Source organism: Streptomyces sp. NPDC020681, from assembly GCF_044334895.1.
In the GTDB taxonomy this organism is placed as follows: Bacteria; Actinomycetota; Actinomycetes; order Streptomycetales; family Streptomycetaceae; genus Streptomyces.
This window is the reverse complement of record NZ_JBIRTX010000019.1, coordinates 17,022-31,274: the sequence shown is the minus strand read 5'-3', so window position 1 is coordinate 31,274 and position 14,253 is coordinate 17,022. Positions and strand designations below refer to the sequence as shown.

The 14,253-nt window shown below is 69.7% G+C and carries 16 protein-coding genes; 9 read left to right on the top strand and 7 right to left on the bottom strand.

What is annotated here, in order from left to right; genetic code table 11:
- Nucleotides 1-58 precede the first annotated feature (58 nt).
- Nucleotides 59-1,048: a GTP 3',8-cyclase MoaA gene (moaA, locus tag ACH4YL_RS32525; protein ID WP_398511087.1), complete on the top strand. Its 990-nt coding sequence runs from the start codon at nucleotides 59-61 to the stop codon at nucleotides 1,046-1,048.
- Between the two features lie 483 nt (nucleotides 1,049-1,531).
- On the opposite strand, the gene ACH4YL_RS32520 is transcribed toward moaA, so the two are convergent.
- Together ACH4YL_RS32520 and ACH4YL_RS32515 are read right to left on the bottom strand one after the other, a co-directional pair.
- The gene (locus ACH4YL_RS32520; RefSeq protein WP_398511086.1) at nucleotides 1,532-1,747 is read right to left on the bottom strand and encodes a hypothetical protein; all 216 of its coding nucleotides are present in this window, start codon (nucleotides 1,745-1,747) and stop codon (nucleotides 1,532-1,534) included.
- A gap of 197 nt (nucleotides 1,748-1,944) precedes the next feature.
- Nucleotides 1,945-2,379, bottom strand: coding sequence for a DUF3099 domain-containing protein (locus tag ACH4YL_RS32515; RefSeq protein WP_398511085.1), 435 nt, complete (start codon nucleotides 2,377-2,379; stop codon nucleotides 1,945-1,947).
- A 203-nt stretch (nucleotides 2,380-2,582) separates the two neighbouring features.
- Here ACH4YL_RS32515 and ACH4YL_RS32510 point away from each other — a divergent pair, with 203 nt between their 5' ends.
- Entirely contained in the window at nucleotides 2,583-2,858 is a 276-nt protein-coding gene (locus ACH4YL_RS32510) for a GlsB/YeaQ/YmgE family stress response membrane protein (RefSeq protein ID WP_398511084.1), read from the top strand.
- 54 nt (nucleotides 2,859-2,912) lie between these two features.
- Here ACH4YL_RS32510 and tyrS read toward each other — a convergent pair whose 3' ends face one another.
- From tyrS to ACH4YL_RS32495, 3 genes are all read right to left on the bottom strand, one after another.
- On the bottom strand, nucleotides 2,913-4,181 hold the full coding sequence (tyrS, locus tag ACH4YL_RS32505) for a tyrosine--tRNA ligase (protein ID WP_398511083.1): 1,269 nt from the start codon (nucleotides 4,179-4,181) through the stop codon (nucleotides 2,913-2,915).
- A 45-nt stretch (nucleotides 4,182-4,226) separates the two neighbouring features.
- Entirely contained in the window at nucleotides 4,227-5,618 is a 1,392-nt protein-coding gene (locus ACH4YL_RS32500; RefSeq protein WP_398511082.1) for a metallopeptidase TldD-related protein, read from the bottom strand.
- Nucleotides 5,619-5,700: 82 nt separating this feature from the next.
- Complete coding sequence (locus ACH4YL_RS32495) at nucleotides 5,701-7,263, bottom strand: TldD/PmbA family protein (RefSeq protein ID WP_398511081.1); 1,563 nt, start codon at nucleotides 7,261-7,263, stop codon at nucleotides 5,701-5,703.
- Between the two features lie 147 nt (nucleotides 7,264-7,410).
- Between ACH4YL_RS32495 and fabG the strand changes: the two genes are divergently transcribed.
- From fabG to ACH4YL_RS32480, 3 genes are all read left to right on the top strand, one after another.
- Nucleotides 7,411-8,130 carry a 3-oxoacyl-[acyl-carrier-protein] reductase gene (gene fabG, locus ACH4YL_RS32490; RefSeq protein ID WP_398511080.1) on the top strand — a complete coding sequence of 240 codons (720 nt, stop codon included), beginning with the start codon at nucleotides 7,411-7,413 and terminating at the stop codon, nucleotides 8,128-8,130.
- A gap of 5 nt (nucleotides 8,131-8,135) precedes the next feature.
- Nucleotides 8,136-8,906: an enoyl-ACP reductase FabI gene (gene fabI / locus ACH4YL_RS32485; RefSeq protein WP_398511079.1), complete on the top strand. Its 771-nt coding sequence runs from the start codon at nucleotides 8,136-8,138 to the stop codon at nucleotides 8,904-8,906.
- 232 nt (nucleotides 8,907-9,138) lie between these two features.
- Nucleotides 9,139-9,504: a hypothetical protein gene (locus tag ACH4YL_RS32480; RefSeq protein ID WP_398511078.1), complete on the top strand. Its 366-nt coding sequence runs from the start codon at nucleotides 9,139-9,141 to the stop codon at nucleotides 9,502-9,504.
- On the opposite strand, the gene ACH4YL_RS32475 is transcribed toward ACH4YL_RS32480, so the two are convergent.
- Nucleotides 9,467-10,153, bottom strand: a complete 687-nt coding sequence (locus ACH4YL_RS32475; protein ID WP_398511077.1) for a FadR/GntR family transcriptional regulator — start codon at nucleotides 10,151-10,153, stop codon at nucleotides 9,467-9,469. The two genes, ACH4YL_RS32480 and ACH4YL_RS32475, sit on opposite strands and share 38 nt — an antisense overlap.
- Nucleotides 10,154-10,234: 81 nt before the next feature.
- Here ACH4YL_RS32475 and ACH4YL_RS32470 point away from each other — a divergent pair, with 81 nt between their 5' ends.
- The 4 genes from ACH4YL_RS32470 to ACH4YL_RS32455 all read left to right on the top strand — a co-directional run bounded on the left by ACH4YL_RS32470 (nucleotide 10,235) and on the right by ACH4YL_RS32455 (nucleotide 12,839).
- Entirely contained in the window at nucleotides 10,235-11,500 is a 1,266-nt protein-coding gene (locus ACH4YL_RS32470) for a CynX/NimT family MFS transporter (RefSeq protein ID WP_398511076.1), read from the top strand.
- A 17-nt stretch (nucleotides 11,501-11,517) separates the two neighbouring features.
- A complete protein-coding gene (locus ACH4YL_RS32465) occupies nucleotides 11,518-11,634 on the top strand; it encodes an SGM_5486 family transporter-associated protein (protein WP_398511075.1) in 117 nt (38 codons plus the stop codon).
- 346 nt (nucleotides 11,635-11,980) lie between these two features.
- Nucleotides 11,981-12,181, top strand: a complete 201-nt coding sequence (locus ACH4YL_RS32460; RefSeq protein WP_398511074.1) for a hypothetical protein — start codon at nucleotides 11,981-11,983, stop codon at nucleotides 12,179-12,181.
- Between the two features lie 106 nt (nucleotides 12,182-12,287).
- A complete protein-coding gene (locus ACH4YL_RS32455) occupies nucleotides 12,288-12,839 on the top strand; it encodes a SixA phosphatase family protein (RefSeq protein WP_398511073.1) in 552 nt (183 codons plus the stop codon).
- Nucleotides 12,840-12,935: 96 nt separating this feature from the next.
- Here ACH4YL_RS32455 and serB read toward each other — a convergent pair whose 3' ends face one another.
- Nucleotides 12,936-14,153, bottom strand: a complete 1,218-nt coding sequence (gene serB, locus ACH4YL_RS32450; protein WP_398511072.1) for a phosphoserine phosphatase SerB — start codon at nucleotides 14,151-14,153, stop codon at nucleotides 12,936-12,938.
- Nucleotides 14,154-14,253: the final 100 nt, after the last annotated feature.

Sequence of the window (14,253 nt, the reverse complement as noted above, 5' to 3'; positions counted from 1 at the left end):
ACAGGGCTGGCGTAGGCTCGACAACATAGATCCTCAAACAGCTGGGAGGGGGCCCACAGTGCTCATTGACACCTATGGCCGTGTGGCCACTGACCTGCGTGTTTCGCTGACCGACCGGTGCAATTTGCGGTGTTCGTACTGCATGCCGGAAGAAGGGCTGCAGTGGCTCGCCAAGCCGGATCTGCTCAGTGACGACGAGATCGTCCGGCTGATCCGCATCGCCGTCACCGACCTCGGCATCACCGAGGTCCGCTTCACCGGGGGAGAGCCGCTGCTGCGGCCCGGCATCGTGGGCATCGTGGAGCGCTGCGCCGCTCTCGAGCCGCGGCCCGAGATGTCGCTGACCACCAATGGCATAGGACTCAAGCGCACGGCAGCCGCGCTGAAGGCGGCCGGCCTGAACCGGGTCAATGTCTCGCTCGACACCCTGCGGCCCGACGTCTTCAAGACCCTCACCCGCCGCGACCGGCACCATGACGTCCTGGACGGTCTGGAGGCGGCCCGTGCCGCCGGTCTCACCCCGGTCAAGGTCAACACCGTGCTGATGCCGGGGCTCAATGACGACGAGGCCCCCGACCTCCTCGCCTGGGCCGTGGCGAACGACTACGAGCTGCGTTTCATCGAGCAGATGCCGCTCGACGCCCAGCACGGCTGGAAGCGCGACGGCATGATCACCGCGGGCGACATCCTGACCTCGCTGCGCACCCGCTTCACGCTCACCGCCGAGGACGACGCGGCGCGCGGTTCCGCGCCCGCCGAGCGCTGGCTCGTGGACGGCGGCCCGCACCGGGTCGGCGTCATCGCGTCCGTCACCCGCCCCTTCTGCTCCGCCTGCGACCGCACCAGGCTCACCGCGGACGGCCAGGTGCGCACCTGCCTGTTCGCGCGCGAGGAGACGGACCTGCGGGCGGCACTGCGCTCGGAAGCGCCGGACGAGGAGATAGCCCGCATCTGGCGACTCGCGATGTGGGGCAAGAAGGCCGGCTCGGGCCTCGACGACCCGTCGTTCCTGCAGCCCGACCGCCCGATGTCGGCGATCGGCGGCTGAGCCGCAGACTCCGGGCGTACAGTTCGGATGCAGAAGAGTGGGGCCGCGCCCTGCCAGGCACGACCCCACCAGGCCCGTCCGTGAGGACGAGCCGGCTGACCGCGCGAACGGTCAGTTATGTGTCACCCACGGGTCCAGTCACAGGTCGTGGCGCTTCCACCACCCGCTGATCACGTCGGCCAGGAGCCGGCCTGCCAGCGCTGAGAGGAAGCTCCATAAGACCTGGGCTGGGCCCTTTTCCTTGCGATGCCTTCCCTCGTTCATGCACATCCTCCGGAGCATCCGTGTGCGCAGCACAATGCTGCGAACTGTGATGCCGATGCCCTGAGTTGTACGGCGATCGGTGGTCGACGTCGGTGCAAACAATGTCACGGGGTATGGAGTGCGGTGCACTGGAACTTCATGATTGATCTGAGCTTTTCTTGAGCTTTGGGCCTTCGACTCGACCGAAGGCTGCCTAGGGCCTGTCGTCTGGATCAGGCCCTAGGGGCTCTCCCGCTCCCACTCGTCGAGCGGCACGACATCCTTCAGAAAGCCGCGCAGGCTGAGGAAGTTGGAGAGGTGCTCGCGGTGCTCGTCACAGGCGAGCCAGGTCTTGCGGCGCTCCGGAGTGTGGAGTTTCGGGTTGTTCCACGCGACCACCCAGACGGCGTCGGCGCGGCAGCCCTTCGCGGAGCAGATCGGGGTCTCGTCACTCACTTTTGCGTCTTACGTCGTACGGAAAAAGGTGACCACATGGCGACGCCGAGCAGCCACGGGGGGAGCTGCCCGGCGTCGGTCCGTCGCTCCGACGGGGGATGCGGAGCGCACACGAAGTATGTCACGGGGAATGGGGTCAGGTGCACTGGAACTTCATGATTGATCTGAGCTTTTCCTGAGCTTTGAGCGCCCATGGATCAGCTCTGCTCCCGCTCCGGGACGTCCTTCGCAAAGGCGTCGGTCTCGGGCCGGGATTCCGCGGCGGATTCCGTCGAGGAGTCGGCCGGCGAGTCCGGCGCGGGCTGGTCGGCGGGCTGGTCGGCACGCTGCTCGGGACCCGGAGCGATCATCGGGCGGGACGGCGCGGGCACAAACGTCGGCGGCAGCGAGGGAGCGTTCTCCCGGCCCGCGTTGGCGATCACCACGGCGACGTACGGCAGCACCAGACCGAGCACCAGAGCCACGATGGCCACATGGCGTTCCACGTTCCACAGGGTGGCGGCGAGGATCACCGACACGGTCCGTACCGACATCGAGATCACATAGCGGCGCTGCCGGGCGCGCACATCGTCGGCGAGTCCCTGCCGCGCACCGGTGATCCGGAAGACCTCCGCGTGTCCATGCTTCCGCATCGCGCTCCACCACCCGATTTCCGTGCCGGACGCACCCCGGTCCCGACGTGTTCCACCGTACGCCGCCACTGCGACGCCTACGAGAGCGGGTCCCCGCCGTACCGCGTATGGCGCTGCCCGGCATGCGTCGTACGGACGACGGGCCGAGACTGGCGGCGTAACTGCTCACGTGGAGCCGTAGAGAGCCGTACGAGGAGGCAGCCATGGGCTGGTTGTGGGCGATCATCGTGGGTTTTGTGCTGGGCCTGATCGCCAAGGCGATCCTGCCCGGGAAGCAGCACATTCCCCTCTGGCTGACCACCATTCTCGGCATCGGCGGCGCGGCGCTGGGCAACTGGATCGCGATGGGCCTCGGCATCGACGAGACCAGCGGCATCGACTGGGGCCGCCATGCGCTTCAGCTCGGCGCGGCCGTCCTCCTGGTGTTCCTGGGAGAGATGGCGTACATGGCGGCGAAGGGCAAGAAACAGCAGGCGTAGGCCGTGGCCTGTGCTCCGCCCCGGAACTCCGGGGCGGAGCACACGTATGAACGGTCAGCCGCCGGTGACCTCGACCGCGGCCAGGTTCTTCTTGCCGCGGCGCAGCACCAGCCAGCGGCCGTGCAGCAGATCCTCCGGCGCGGGCACCGCGTCGTCGGCCGTGACCTTGACGTTGTTCACGTAGGCCCCGCCCTCCTTCACGGTCCGCCGGGCCGCCGACTTGCTCGCCACCAGGCCGACCTCGGCGAACAGGTCCACGACCGGAGCCAGCTCGGCGACCCGGGCGTGCGGCAGCTCGGCGAGCGCCGCCCGCAGCGTCGCCTCGTCCAGCGCATCCAGCTCGCCCTGACCGAACAGCGCCTTCGACGCGCCGACGGCCGCCGCGCACTGGTCGGCGCCGTGCACCAGCGTCGTCAGCTCCTCCGCCAGCGCACGCTGGGCCGCGCGCGCCTGCGGCCGCTCCTCGGTCAGCCGCTCCAGCTCCTCGATCTCCGCACGGGACTTGAAGCTGAAGATCCGCAGGAACTTGGAGACATCGCGGTCGTCGGCGTTCAGCCAGAACTGGTAGAACGCGTACGGCGTGGTCTTCTCCGCGTCCAGCCACACCGTGCCGGACTCCGTCTTGCCGAACTTCGTGCCGTCCGCCTTGGTGATCAGCGGAGTTGCCAGTGCGTGCACCGCGGCATGCGGTTCGACCCGGTGGATCAGATCGGTGCCCGCGGTGAGATTGCCCCACTGGTCGCTGCCGCCGGTCTGCAGCACGCAGCCGTACCGCCGGAACAGCTCCAGGAAGTCCATGCCCTGAAGGATCTGGTAGCTGAACTCGGTGTAGCTGATGCCCGCGTCGGAGTTCAGCCGCCGGGCGACCGCCTCCTTCGCGATCATCTTGTTGACCCGGAAGTACTTGCCGACGTCGCGCAGGAAGTCGATCGCCGACAGGCCCGCCGTCCAGTCCAGGTTGTTGACCATGGTCGCGGCGTACGGACCCTCGAAGTCGAGGAACCGCTCGATCTGTCCGCGCAGCCGCCCCACCCACTCCGCGACGACGTCCGGCGCGTTGAGCGTGCGCTCGGAGTTCGGCTTGGGGTCGCCGATGAGACCGGTCGCGCCGCCGACCAGGCCCAGCGGGCGGTTACCCGCCAGCTGGATCCGGCGCATGGTGAGGATCTGGACCAGATTGCCCAGGTGCAGGCTGGGCGCGGTCGGGTCGAAGCCGCAATAGAACGTGACGGGACCGTCCGCGAACGCCTTGCGCAATGCGTCCTCGTCAGTGGACAGGGCGATCAGCCCACGCCACTGCAGTTCGTCGACGATGTCCGTCACGGCTCTCGCGTCTCCTTCGATGTTCGTACGGGTCTGTGCCCGAGGTTATACGCCCTGGCTGACCGAACTCATATTGAAATCCGGGACCCGGAGCGCGGGCATCGCGGCCCTGGTGAACCAGTCGCCCCACTCGCGCGGCAGCGTCTTCTCGGTGCGCCCGGCCTCCGTCGCCCGCGACAGCAGATCGACCGGCGACTCGTTGAACCGGAAGTTGTTCACCTCGCCGACCACCTCGCCGTTCTCCACGAGATAGACGCCGTCCCTGGTGAGCCCGGTCAGCAGCAGCGTCGCCGGGTCGACCTCGCGGATGTACCAGAGGCAGGTCAGCAGCAGTCCGCGGGCGGTCGCCCGGACCATCTCGTCCAGCGAACGCTCACCGCCGCCGTCCAGGATCAGATTCCCGGCCGCGGGCGCGACCGGCAGCCCCGTCAGGGCGGCGCTGTGCCGGGTGGTCACCAGGTGCTCCAGCTTTCCGTCCCGCACCCACGGCGTCGCCGACAGCGGCAGGCCGTTGTCGAAGACCGAGGCGTCGTCGCCGGAGGCGTGCGCGATCACAAACGGCGCGGACTCCAGACCCGGCTCGTTCGGGTCGCTGCGCAGCGTCAGCGGCAGCCTCGAGAGCGTCTCGCCGACGCGGGTGCCGCCGCCCGGCTTGGAGAAGACCGTACGGCCCTCGGCCGCGTCCCGGGCCGCCGACGACCAGAGCTGGTAGATCAGCAGATCGGCCACGGCGGTGGGCGGCAGCAGGGTCTCGTACCGGCCGGCGGGCAGCTCGATCTTGCGCTCGGCCCAGCCGAGGCGCTGCGCCAGCTCCGCGTCCAGCGCCGCCGGGTCCACGTCCTTGAAGTCCCGCGTGGCCCGCCCGGCCCAGGCGGACCGGGACCGGTCGGGCGACTTGGCGTTGAGCTCGAGCGTGCCGTTGGGCTGGTCGTGCCGGAGCAGCAGCCCGGTCGACGTACCGAGATAGGTGGAGGTCAGCTCGTGGTTGGCGAAGCCGTACAGCTCCCGACCGCCGGCCTTCGCGCGGGCGAAGGCCTCGCCCAGCGCGGGCGCGAAGTCCGCGAAGACGGCGGACGTCGTCTCGGCGGGCGCGTCGACGAAGTCGGGCGACGCCTGGACGCCGGTGACGAGCGGCTGCGCGTCCTCGGCGGGTTCGGCTCCACGGGCGGCGTCCTCGGCGGCGCGTACGAGCGGTTCGAGGTCCTCGTTGGTGACGGCGGACCGGGACACCACTCCGGACGCGGTGCCCTCCTTGCCGTCGACGGTCGCGATGACGGTGAGAGTGCGGCCGCGGGTGACGCCGTTGGTGGTGAGCGCGTTTCCGGCCCAGCGGAGGTTGGCGGAGGAGTGCTCGTCGGCGATGACAACACAGCCGTCGGCGGTGGACAGCTCCAGAGCCCGCTCGACGATCTCGTGCGGCTTGCTGTTACGGCTCATCGACCGGCCTCCTGCGTCGTGTTGAGACTGTGCTTGCCCGGGGGGCGACCCCCGGACCCCCGGCAGATCTGGTGGCGCGCGCTCATCGACCGGCCTCCTGCGTCGTGTTGAGGATGTTCACGCCCCGGAACAGGGCCGACGGGCAGCCGTGGGAGACCGCCGCCACCTGGCCCGGCTGGGCCTTGCCGCAGTTGAACGCGCCGCCGAGCACATACGTCTGCGGGCCGCCCACCTGCTCCATCGAGCCCCAGAAGTCCGTCGTCGTCGCCTGGTACGCGACATCCCGCAGCTGACCGGCCAGCTGTCCGTTCTCGATGCGGAAGAACCGCTGCCCGGTGAACTGGAAGTTGTACCGCTGCATGTCGATCGACCACGACCGGTCGCCGACCACATAGATCCCGCGCTCCACGCCGCCGATCAGATCGTCCGTGGAAAGACCGCCCGCAGCCGGCTGCAACGACACGTTCGCCATCCGCTGCACCGGAACATGGCCCGGCGAGTCGGCGAACGCGCAGCCGTTGGAGCGGCCGAGTCCCGTGAGCTTCGCGATCCGGCGGTCCAGCTGGTAGCCCACCAGCGTGCCGTCCTTGACCAGGTCCCAGGACTGCGCCTGGACGCCTTCGTCGTCGTAGCCGATGGTGGCAAGACCGTGTTCGGCCGTGCGGTCGCCGGTCACATTCATCACCGACGAGCCGTACGCCAGCTTCCCCAGCTGGTCGAAGGTCGCGAACGACGTCCCCGCGTACGCCGCCTCGTACCCCAGCGCCCGGTCCAGCTCCGTGGCGTGGCCGATCGACTCATGGATGGTCAGCCAGAGATTCGACGGGTCCACCACCAGGTCGTACCGCCCGGCCTCGACGCTCGGCGCGCGCATCTTCTCCGCGAGCAGCTCCGGGATCCGCTCCAGCTCGGAGTCCCAGTCCCAGCCCGTGCCGGTCAGATACTCCCAGCCGCGGCCCACCGGCGGCGCGATCGTCCGCATCGAGTCGAACTCGCCGGTGGTCTCGTCCACGGCGACCGCGGTGAGCTGCGGATGCAGCCGCACGCGCTGCTGCGTCGTGACGGTGCCCGCCGTGTCCGCGTAGAACTTGTTCTCCTGGACGGTGAGCAGCGAGGCGTCCACATGCGCCACTCCCTCCGCACCGAGCAGCCGTCCGCTCCACTCCGCGAGCAGCGAGGTCTTCTGCTCGTCCGGCACCTCGAACGGATTGATCTCGTACGCGGAGATCCAGGTCTTCTCCGCGTGCACCGGCTCCGCGGCCAGCTCCACACGCTCGTCGGAGCCCGCCGCCGCGATCACCTGCGCGGACAGCTTGGCCATCGCCACCGCCTGCGAGGCCACCTTCGCCGCCGCGTCCATGGTCATGTCGACCCCGGAGGCGAAGCCCCAGGCCCCGCCGTGCACCACCCGCACCGCGTATCCGAGGTCCGTGGTGTCCGAGGAACCGGCGGGCTTGGCGTCGCGCAGCCGCCAAGCCGCACTGCGTACGCGCTCGAAGCGGAAGTCGGCGTGGTCGGCGCCGAGCGCACGCGCCCGGGCGAGCGCCGCGTCGGCGAGCGCCCTCAGCGGCAGCGCCGTGAAGGCTTCGTCGATGGAATGAGGCACGGATGTCTCCTGTCGTCGAGACGGGTCGTCCCCGATCATGTCGCGCCGGAGTGGTGGTTGCCCAGCGTCTTTCTGTAGGGACCCGACAGTGACGAGCCAAAGGCCCTGTCAGGGACCGATTCTCCGCGGGGCGGACGGGACCGATAGTTTGCGTAGGTACCAGCCCGCTATCGAAAGGGTGATCCGTTGAGCCGCTCGGTTCTCGTCACCGGAGGAAACCGGGGCATCGGCCTCGCCATCGCCCACGCGTTCGCCGATGCAGGCGACAAGGTCGCTATCACGTACCGCTCCGGCGAGCCGCCGGCCGCCCTGACCGAGCTCGGCTGCCTGGCCGTCAGGTGCGACATCACCGACTCCGAGCAGGTGGAGCAGGCTTACAAGGAGATCGAGGAGAAGCACGGTCCGGTGGAGGTGCTGGTGGCCAACGCCGGTGTCACCAAGGACCAGCTGCTGATGCGGATGTCCGAGGAGGACTTCACCAGCGTCCTCGACACCAACCTCACCGGCACCTTCCGGGTCGTCAAGCGCGCCAACCGCGGCATGCTGCGCGCCAAGAAGGGCCGCGTCGTGCTGATCTCCTCCGTGGTCGGCCTGCAGGGCTCTCCCGGGCAGGCGAACTACGCCGCGTCCAAGGCGGGTCTCGTCGGCTTCGCCCGCTCGCTCGCCCGTGAGCTGGGCTCGCGGAACATCACCTTCAACGTCGTCGCTCCCGGTTTTGTCGACACCGACATGACCCGGGTGCTGAGCGATGAGCAGCGCGCGGGCATCGTCGCCCAGGTGCCGCTCGGCCGCTACGCGCAGCCCGAGGAGGTCGCCGCCGCGGTGCGCTTCCTCGCCTCCGACGACGCCTCGTACATCACTGGAGCCGTCATCCCTGTTGACGGCGGATTGGGCATGGGTCACTGATCACCATGAGTGGAATCCTGGCCGGCAAGCGCATTCTCGTCACGGGCGTCCTCACCGAGGGGTCCATCGCCTTCCACGCCGCCAAGGTGGCGCAGGAGGAGGGCGCCGAGGTCATCCTCACCGGCTTCGGCCGGCTCACCCTCGTCGAGCGCATCGCGAAGCGGCTGCCCAAGCCCGTCCCCGTCATCGAGCTGGATGTCACCAACCAGGAGCACCTGGACGGCCTGGCGGACAAGATCCGTGAGCACTCCAGCGACGACTCCGGACTCGACGGCATCGTGCACTCGATCGCCTTCGGCCCGCAGGGCGCGTTCAACTTCCTGGAGGCCGGCTGGGACGACGTGTCGACCGCCGTGCAGGTCTCCGCGTACTCCTACAAGTCGCTGACCATGGCCTGCCTGCCGCTGATGGAGCGAGGCGGCTCGGTCGTCGGTCTCACCTTCGACGCGACGATCGCCTGGCCGAAGTACGACTGGATGGGCGTGGCCAAGGCGGCGCTGGAGTCCACCAACCGCTATCTCGCGCGCGACCTGGGCCCCAGGAACGTCCGCTGCAACCTGGTGTCGGCCGGTCCGCTCAAGTCGATGGCCGCCAAGTCGATCCCGGGCTTCGAGGAGCTCGCGGACGTCTGGAACCACCGCGCCCCGATCGGCTGGGACCTGGCCGACCCGGAGCCGGCCGGTCGCGGTGTGGTCGCTCTGCTGTCGGACTTCTTCCCGCGCACGACGGGCGAGATCGTGCATGTGGACGGTGGCGTCCACATGATGGGCGCGTAGGACGCTTTCGGCGCTGGTCACCCGCGGGACGGCCGTCCCGCAGGTGGACCGCCGGGCCCCGGCCCCCGGGCCCCCACGCCCCGCTCCCCGCAGCTTGCGGGGAGCGGGGCGTCGCCCGTTCGGGTGCGAGCGCGCGCGGCGAACGGCTCCAGCGGCGAGGCTGGACGTAGCAATCCCCCTTGTGGTGCAGCCGCGGCTATCGCGCCGCAGTACGGCCGAGGAGGTCCTGCTTGTGCATAAGACCTGGCGCTCCGCGCTCGTACTGGCCGCCGTGACCGTCCTGTTCTGGCCCACTCAGAACGCCGTCTCCCAACAGCACCGCCAGCACCGTCAAGAGCCGAAGCCGCCGGTCTACGAGGCCGACTGCCGCACCGAGATCGACGGCTCGCGGGCCGTCGCGTACTGCCACAACCCCTATCCCGCCATCGACCGGATACGGCTGCACGTCGAGTGCGCCCGCTGGTGGGACATCGACGTCGACGGCGCTCCCGTCGAGATCGGCCCGGCCGGGTATCTGGAGCTCACCGAGCGCTGCTGGAAGGAGATCAGTGCGGTCTGGGTCAGCCACCAGCCGCTTCGGGACTCCGCAGGCACATGAACGGATAGCCCGCCGCCTCCGACGCCGCCGTGTCGCCGTCGCCCGCGCGGATCGCCTCGACCAGCCGCGCATGGTCCATGTGGTTCTCCGGGCGCAGTTCGCGGCCCACGTCGTCACGCAGCCAGTCCCGCAGCAGATCGACGAGGTCGGCGTAGAGCTCGATGAGTACGTCGTTGTGCGAGGCGGCCACCACGGCCAGATGGAAGGTCGCGTCCGCGGCGACGAACGTCTCCGCGTCGCCGCCGTCCCACGCCTCCTCGCGGCGTGCGAGGAGCGCGTCCAGCTGCTTGAGGTCGCGGGCCGTACGCCGCTGCGCCGCCAGCCGCGCGGCCGACGACTCGAGTGTCGAGCGGACCTCGGCGATGTGCCGCGGGTCGGCCTCGGAGAAGCGGCGGTGCATCACACCCGCCAGCTCGCTCGTCGCCACGACATAGGTGCCGGAGCCCTGCCGGATGTCCAGGAGCCCGTTGTGCGCGAGCGCCCGGACCGCCTCGCGGACGGTGTTACGGGCCACGCCGAGCTGCTCGACCAGTTCCGGCTCGGTGGGGATCCGTGAGCCGACCGGCCACGCGCCCGAGGTGATCTGGGTCCGCAGCTGCGCGATCACCTGGTCGGAGAGCCCCGAACGCCGGGGAGAGGTCAGCGACATCGTGCTCCTTGGTTCAAGGCCTGACTGACGTCTTGGTTCAAGACTGGACAACCAATCATCCCATGATTCTATGATGGGGCCATGCCTTCGCACCCCGCTGTTTCGGACCGTACCTCTGTGGGCTCCTCCGTGGAGTCCACAGACGCCACCCGCTGCACGGTCTGGCTCACGCGGCTCGTCATGGTCGGCATCGTCCTCGCGGCGCTCAATCTCCGTCCCGCCATCACCAGCCTTGGCGCGCTCCTCGAAGAGGCACGGACCGGGCTGCACATGAGCGGCAGCGTGGCCGGCGTCCTCACCTCCGTGCCGCCGCTGTGTTTCGCGGTCTTCGGCATCGCGGCCCCCCGGCTCGCCCGCCGCTTCGGCTCCGGCGCCGTCGTCTGCGCGGGCCTGGCCGCCATTGCCGCCGGACTGCTGATCAGGCCCTTCGCGGGCGGTACGGCCGGGTTCCTCGCCGCCAGCGCGCTCGCCCTGATGGGCATCGCCGTCAGCAACGTCCTGATGCCGGTGATCGTCAAGCGGTACTTCCCCGACCGCGTCGGCTCGATGACAGGGCTCTACTCCATGGCCCTGGCCCTCGGCACCGCCGTCGCCGCCGCGGCGACCGTCCCCATGACCGAGGCCCTCGGCGGCAGTTGGCGGACCGGGCTCGCGGTCTGGGCGCTGCTCGCCGCGCTCGCCGTACTGCCGTGGATCTTCCTGGTCCGGGACCGCAGCGCAGCCGTCCGGACCGGGACGCCCGGCGCGGCCGCGCGGGAGGGTCGGGGCCCGCGGGTCACGCGCAGCCCCACGGCCTGGGCGCTCGCCTGCTTCTTCGGGCTCCAGGCCACCGGCGCGTACATCACGATGGGCTGGATGCCGCAGATCTTCCGCGACGCGGGCGTCCCGGCCGGAACGGCCGGCGTACTGCTCGCCGTGACCATGGTGATGGGCGTGCCGCTCGCCTTCGTCATCCCGCGGCTTGCCACCCGGCTGAAGAACCAGGGCCCGATCGTGGTCGCACTCGGCCTGTGCGGACTGACCGGCTACGCGGGCCTGTTCTTCGCGCCGGCGGCGGGAGCCTGGGCCTGGGCGGTGCTGCTCGGGATCTCCAACTGCGCGTTCCCGCTGGCCCTCACCATGATCGGGATGCGCTCGCGGACGGGCGCGGGTGTCGTGCGGCTCTCGGCCTTCGCGCAGTCCACCGGCTATCTGATCTCCATCCCCGGACCGCTGCTGGTGGGCGTGCTCTACCAGCACAGCGGCGGCTGGGGACTGCCGATCGCGCTGATGGCGGGGTTGATCGTGCCGCAGATCGTGGTCGGGATTCTGGCCGGCCGGGACCGGACGATCGAGGACGAATGCTGAGATGCGAGACTGACTCCATGCCTGTGCTCGACCCGAACCCCCCGAACGGCCAGAAGAAGCTCCTGCTCGTCTTCGGCACGATGATCGCCGTCACGATCGTGATCGCCGTCATCGCGTCCATCGCCTCGCCGTGACGCCCATCGCCCGGCTCCGACCTGTGCGTTGATGCTGTCCACCCGCACGATGACGCGAGTGAGCCGAAGGGGCGCGCGGGTGTCGAAAGGGAGGCCGGCATCGATGTGCGGCTACCGCCGCGCGGGCGGAGGTCCCGAGGAACGAGGGATCGAGCACGATCGACCGTCGGCACACGCTTGAAGCGCCCCGGAGGCGAACCGAGCGCCAGAAAGGGGGGCTAGCACCACCAACCCTTAGGGGGTCAGGGTCAGGGTGAAGTAGGTGGGTCACCGGATGGGGAAGCGTGCTCATGATCCGTAGGTTTGAAGCAGTACACCGCAGACCCACGGAGCCACGGAGGCGGCCATGCCGGCCCACACGCACACCCGGTCCCACGCCCAGGGCAGTGCCGACAGCCGGCTGCCGTGGTGGGCCCTGGCCCTGCCCGTGCTCGCCTTCGCCGTACTGCTTGTGCTGATCGCCGATCCGGCGCAGGCGCGGGCCGCCGGTGGCGACCCGGCCGTCGGCCAGATCATCGAGCACCTCCAGCACACGCTGTCCCGCTAATGGCCGTTCATGACCCGGTGACGGGTCGGCCGACGGATTCACCCGTCGTGGGGGAGCCCGTCAACACCCTGCGCCCGTTGGCTCATTTCATGCGAAGCTGGGGTGCATGAGCGTCGCCGTGTCTTCCGGAGGGACACCCCCCGGACCTCCCGAATCCCGCAGGATCGTTCTCCTCAGGCATGCGAAGGCCGACTGGCCGCAGGTGCCCGACCATGAGCGCCCGCTCGCCGAGCGCGGCCGGAAGGAAGCCCCGGAAGCGGGCCGCAGGCTCGCCGAAACCGGGATCGCCTTCGATCTGGCGGTGTGCTCGACCGCGACCAGAACCCGCGAGACGTGGAAGCTGGCCGTGCACGAGCTGCCGCACCGCCCGAAGACGGTGTACGAGGAGCGGCTGTACGAAGCCTCGCTCGGAGACCTGATCGCGCTGCTGAACGAGACCCCGGACGAGGTCAACGACCTGCTCGTGATCGGCCACAATCCCGGAGTGCACGCGCTCGCGGACGCGCTTGCGGGCAAGACGGAGGGTGACGCCCTGGCGCGGATGACCCAGAGCGGGTTCCCGACGGCGGCCGTCGCGGTCGTGGGCTTCACCGGCTCCTGGAAGTCCCTCGAGCACGGCGTGGGCACACTGCTCGAGTACTGGGCGCCCCACTCGTAAACAGCCGTCACACCTGTCCGGCCATGAATCCAGCACATGAATCGGCCCCGGCGCGAACCGCGCGCCGGGGCCCTCGTACGTCCGCCGCCGACGCGGTCAGTGCTCGGCGCCTTCGCCGTCCGCGGCCTCGACCTCTTCGCGGGTGATCCCCAGCAGATACAGAACGGTGTCCAGGAACGGCACATTGACCGCCGTGTGCGCGGCCTTGCGCACCACCGGCTTGGCATTGAACGCGACACCGAGCCCGGCCGCGTTGAGCATGTCCAGATCGTTGGCGCCGTCGCCGATCGCCACCGTCTGCGCGAGCGGCACCCCGGCCTCCGCGGCGAACCTGCGCAGCAGCCGCGCCTTGCCCGCCCGGTCCACGATCTCGCCGACGACCCGGCCGGTGAGCTTTCCGTCCACTATCTCCAGCGTGTTCGCCGAGGCGAAGTCCAGCCCGAGCCGTTCCTTGAGATCGTCGGTGACCTGCGTGAACCCGCCGGACACCACGCCCACTTGATAGCCGAGACGCTTGAGCGTACGGATCAGGGTCCGGGCGCCGGGAGTCATCCGGACCTCCGTGCGGACCTTGTCCACCACGGAGGCGTCCAGCCCTTCGAGCAGCGCCACACGGGCGTGCAGGGACTGCTCGAAGTCCAGCTCTCCGCGCATCGCGGCGGCCGTGACCTCGGCGACCTTGTCCTCGCACCCCGCGTGAGCGGCGAACAGCTCGATGACCTCGTCCTGGATCAGCGTCGAGTCGACGTCCATCACGACCAGGCGCTGGGCCCGGCGGTGCAGTCCGGCCGACACCACGGCCACGTCGATGCCCATTCCGGCCGCCTCGGTGGCGAGCACGGTGCGCAGCACTTCGGTCTCCGTACCGGACACCGCGAACTCCACGGCGGTGACGGGATACTTGGCGAGCCGGAAGATACGGTCGATGTTGCCGCCGGTGGCGGCGATCCTGGTGGCGACGGCCGCGGTGGACTCGGCGGTCAGCGGATGCCCGAGCACGGTGACATGCGAACGTCCGCTGCCGCGCGGCCGGTTGTCGCCCGTGCCGGAGATGATCTCGGCCTGCAGTTTCAGCGACTCGGCCCAGCCGTGGACGGTGGCCCGCAGCTCACCCTCGGTGGTGGCGCCGCCGACGGGCGCGGTGACGAGGACACAGAGGACGAGTCGGCCCCGGGACACGACCTGCTCGATGTCGACGACGTCGACGGAGTAGGCGGCGAGTGTGTCGAAGAGCCCGGCGGTGATCCCGGGACGGTCCTTCCCGAAGATCTTGACGAGAAGGGTGCGTACGTCGGAGTTCTGCGTTGCGCTCATGGTTCCTCCACCGTATCCGGCGAAGGTTACGTCGAGACGGCGCGTCCCGAGTGCCGGACAACCCGCCGGACAACCCGCCGGACAACCCGCCGGGCTGCAC

Coding starts and splice junctions, on each gene's coding strand:
- ACH4YL_RS32470 (WP_398511076.1), top strand. CDS start 10,235: ATGCCTTCGCACCCCGCTGTTTCGGACCGTACCTCTGTGGGCTCCTCC.
- ACH4YL_RS32500 (WP_398511082.1), bottom strand. CDS start 5,618: ATGAGCCGTAACAGCAAGCCGCACGAGATCGTCGAGCGGGCTCTGGAG.
- ACH4YL_RS32460 (WP_398511074.1), top strand. CDS start 11,981: ATGCCGGCCCACACGCACACCCGGTCCCACGCCCAGGGCAGTGCCGAC.
- ACH4YL_RS32495 (WP_398511081.1), bottom strand. CDS start 7,263: ATGATCGGGGACGACCCGTCTCGACGACAGGAGACATCCGTGCCTCAT.
- ACH4YL_RS32515 (WP_398511085.1), bottom strand. CDS start 2,379: ATGCGGAAGCATGGACACGCGGAGGTCTTCCGGATCACCGGTGCGCGG.
- ACH4YL_RS32510 (WP_398511084.1), top strand. CDS start 2,583: ATGGGCTGGTTGTGGGCGATCATCGTGGGTTTTGTGCTGGGCCTGATC.
- serB (WP_398511072.1), bottom strand. CDS start 14,153: ATGAGCGCAACGCAGAACTCCGACGTACGCACCCTTCTCGTCAAGATC.
- ACH4YL_RS32475 (WP_398511077.1), bottom strand. CDS start 10,153: ATGTCGCTGACCTCTCCCCGGCGTTCGGGGCTCTCCGACCAGGTGATC.
- fabI (WP_398511079.1), top strand. CDS start 8,136: ATGAGTGGAATCCTGGCCGGCAAGCGCATTCTCGTCACGGGCGTCCTC.
- ACH4YL_RS32465 (WP_398511075.1), top strand. CDS start 11,518: ATGCCTGTGCTCGACCCGAACCCCCCGAACGGCCAGAAGAAGCTCCTG.
- ACH4YL_RS32455 (WP_398511073.1), top strand. CDS start 12,288: ATGAGCGTCGCCGTGTCTTCCGGAGGGACACCCCCCGGACCTCCCGAA.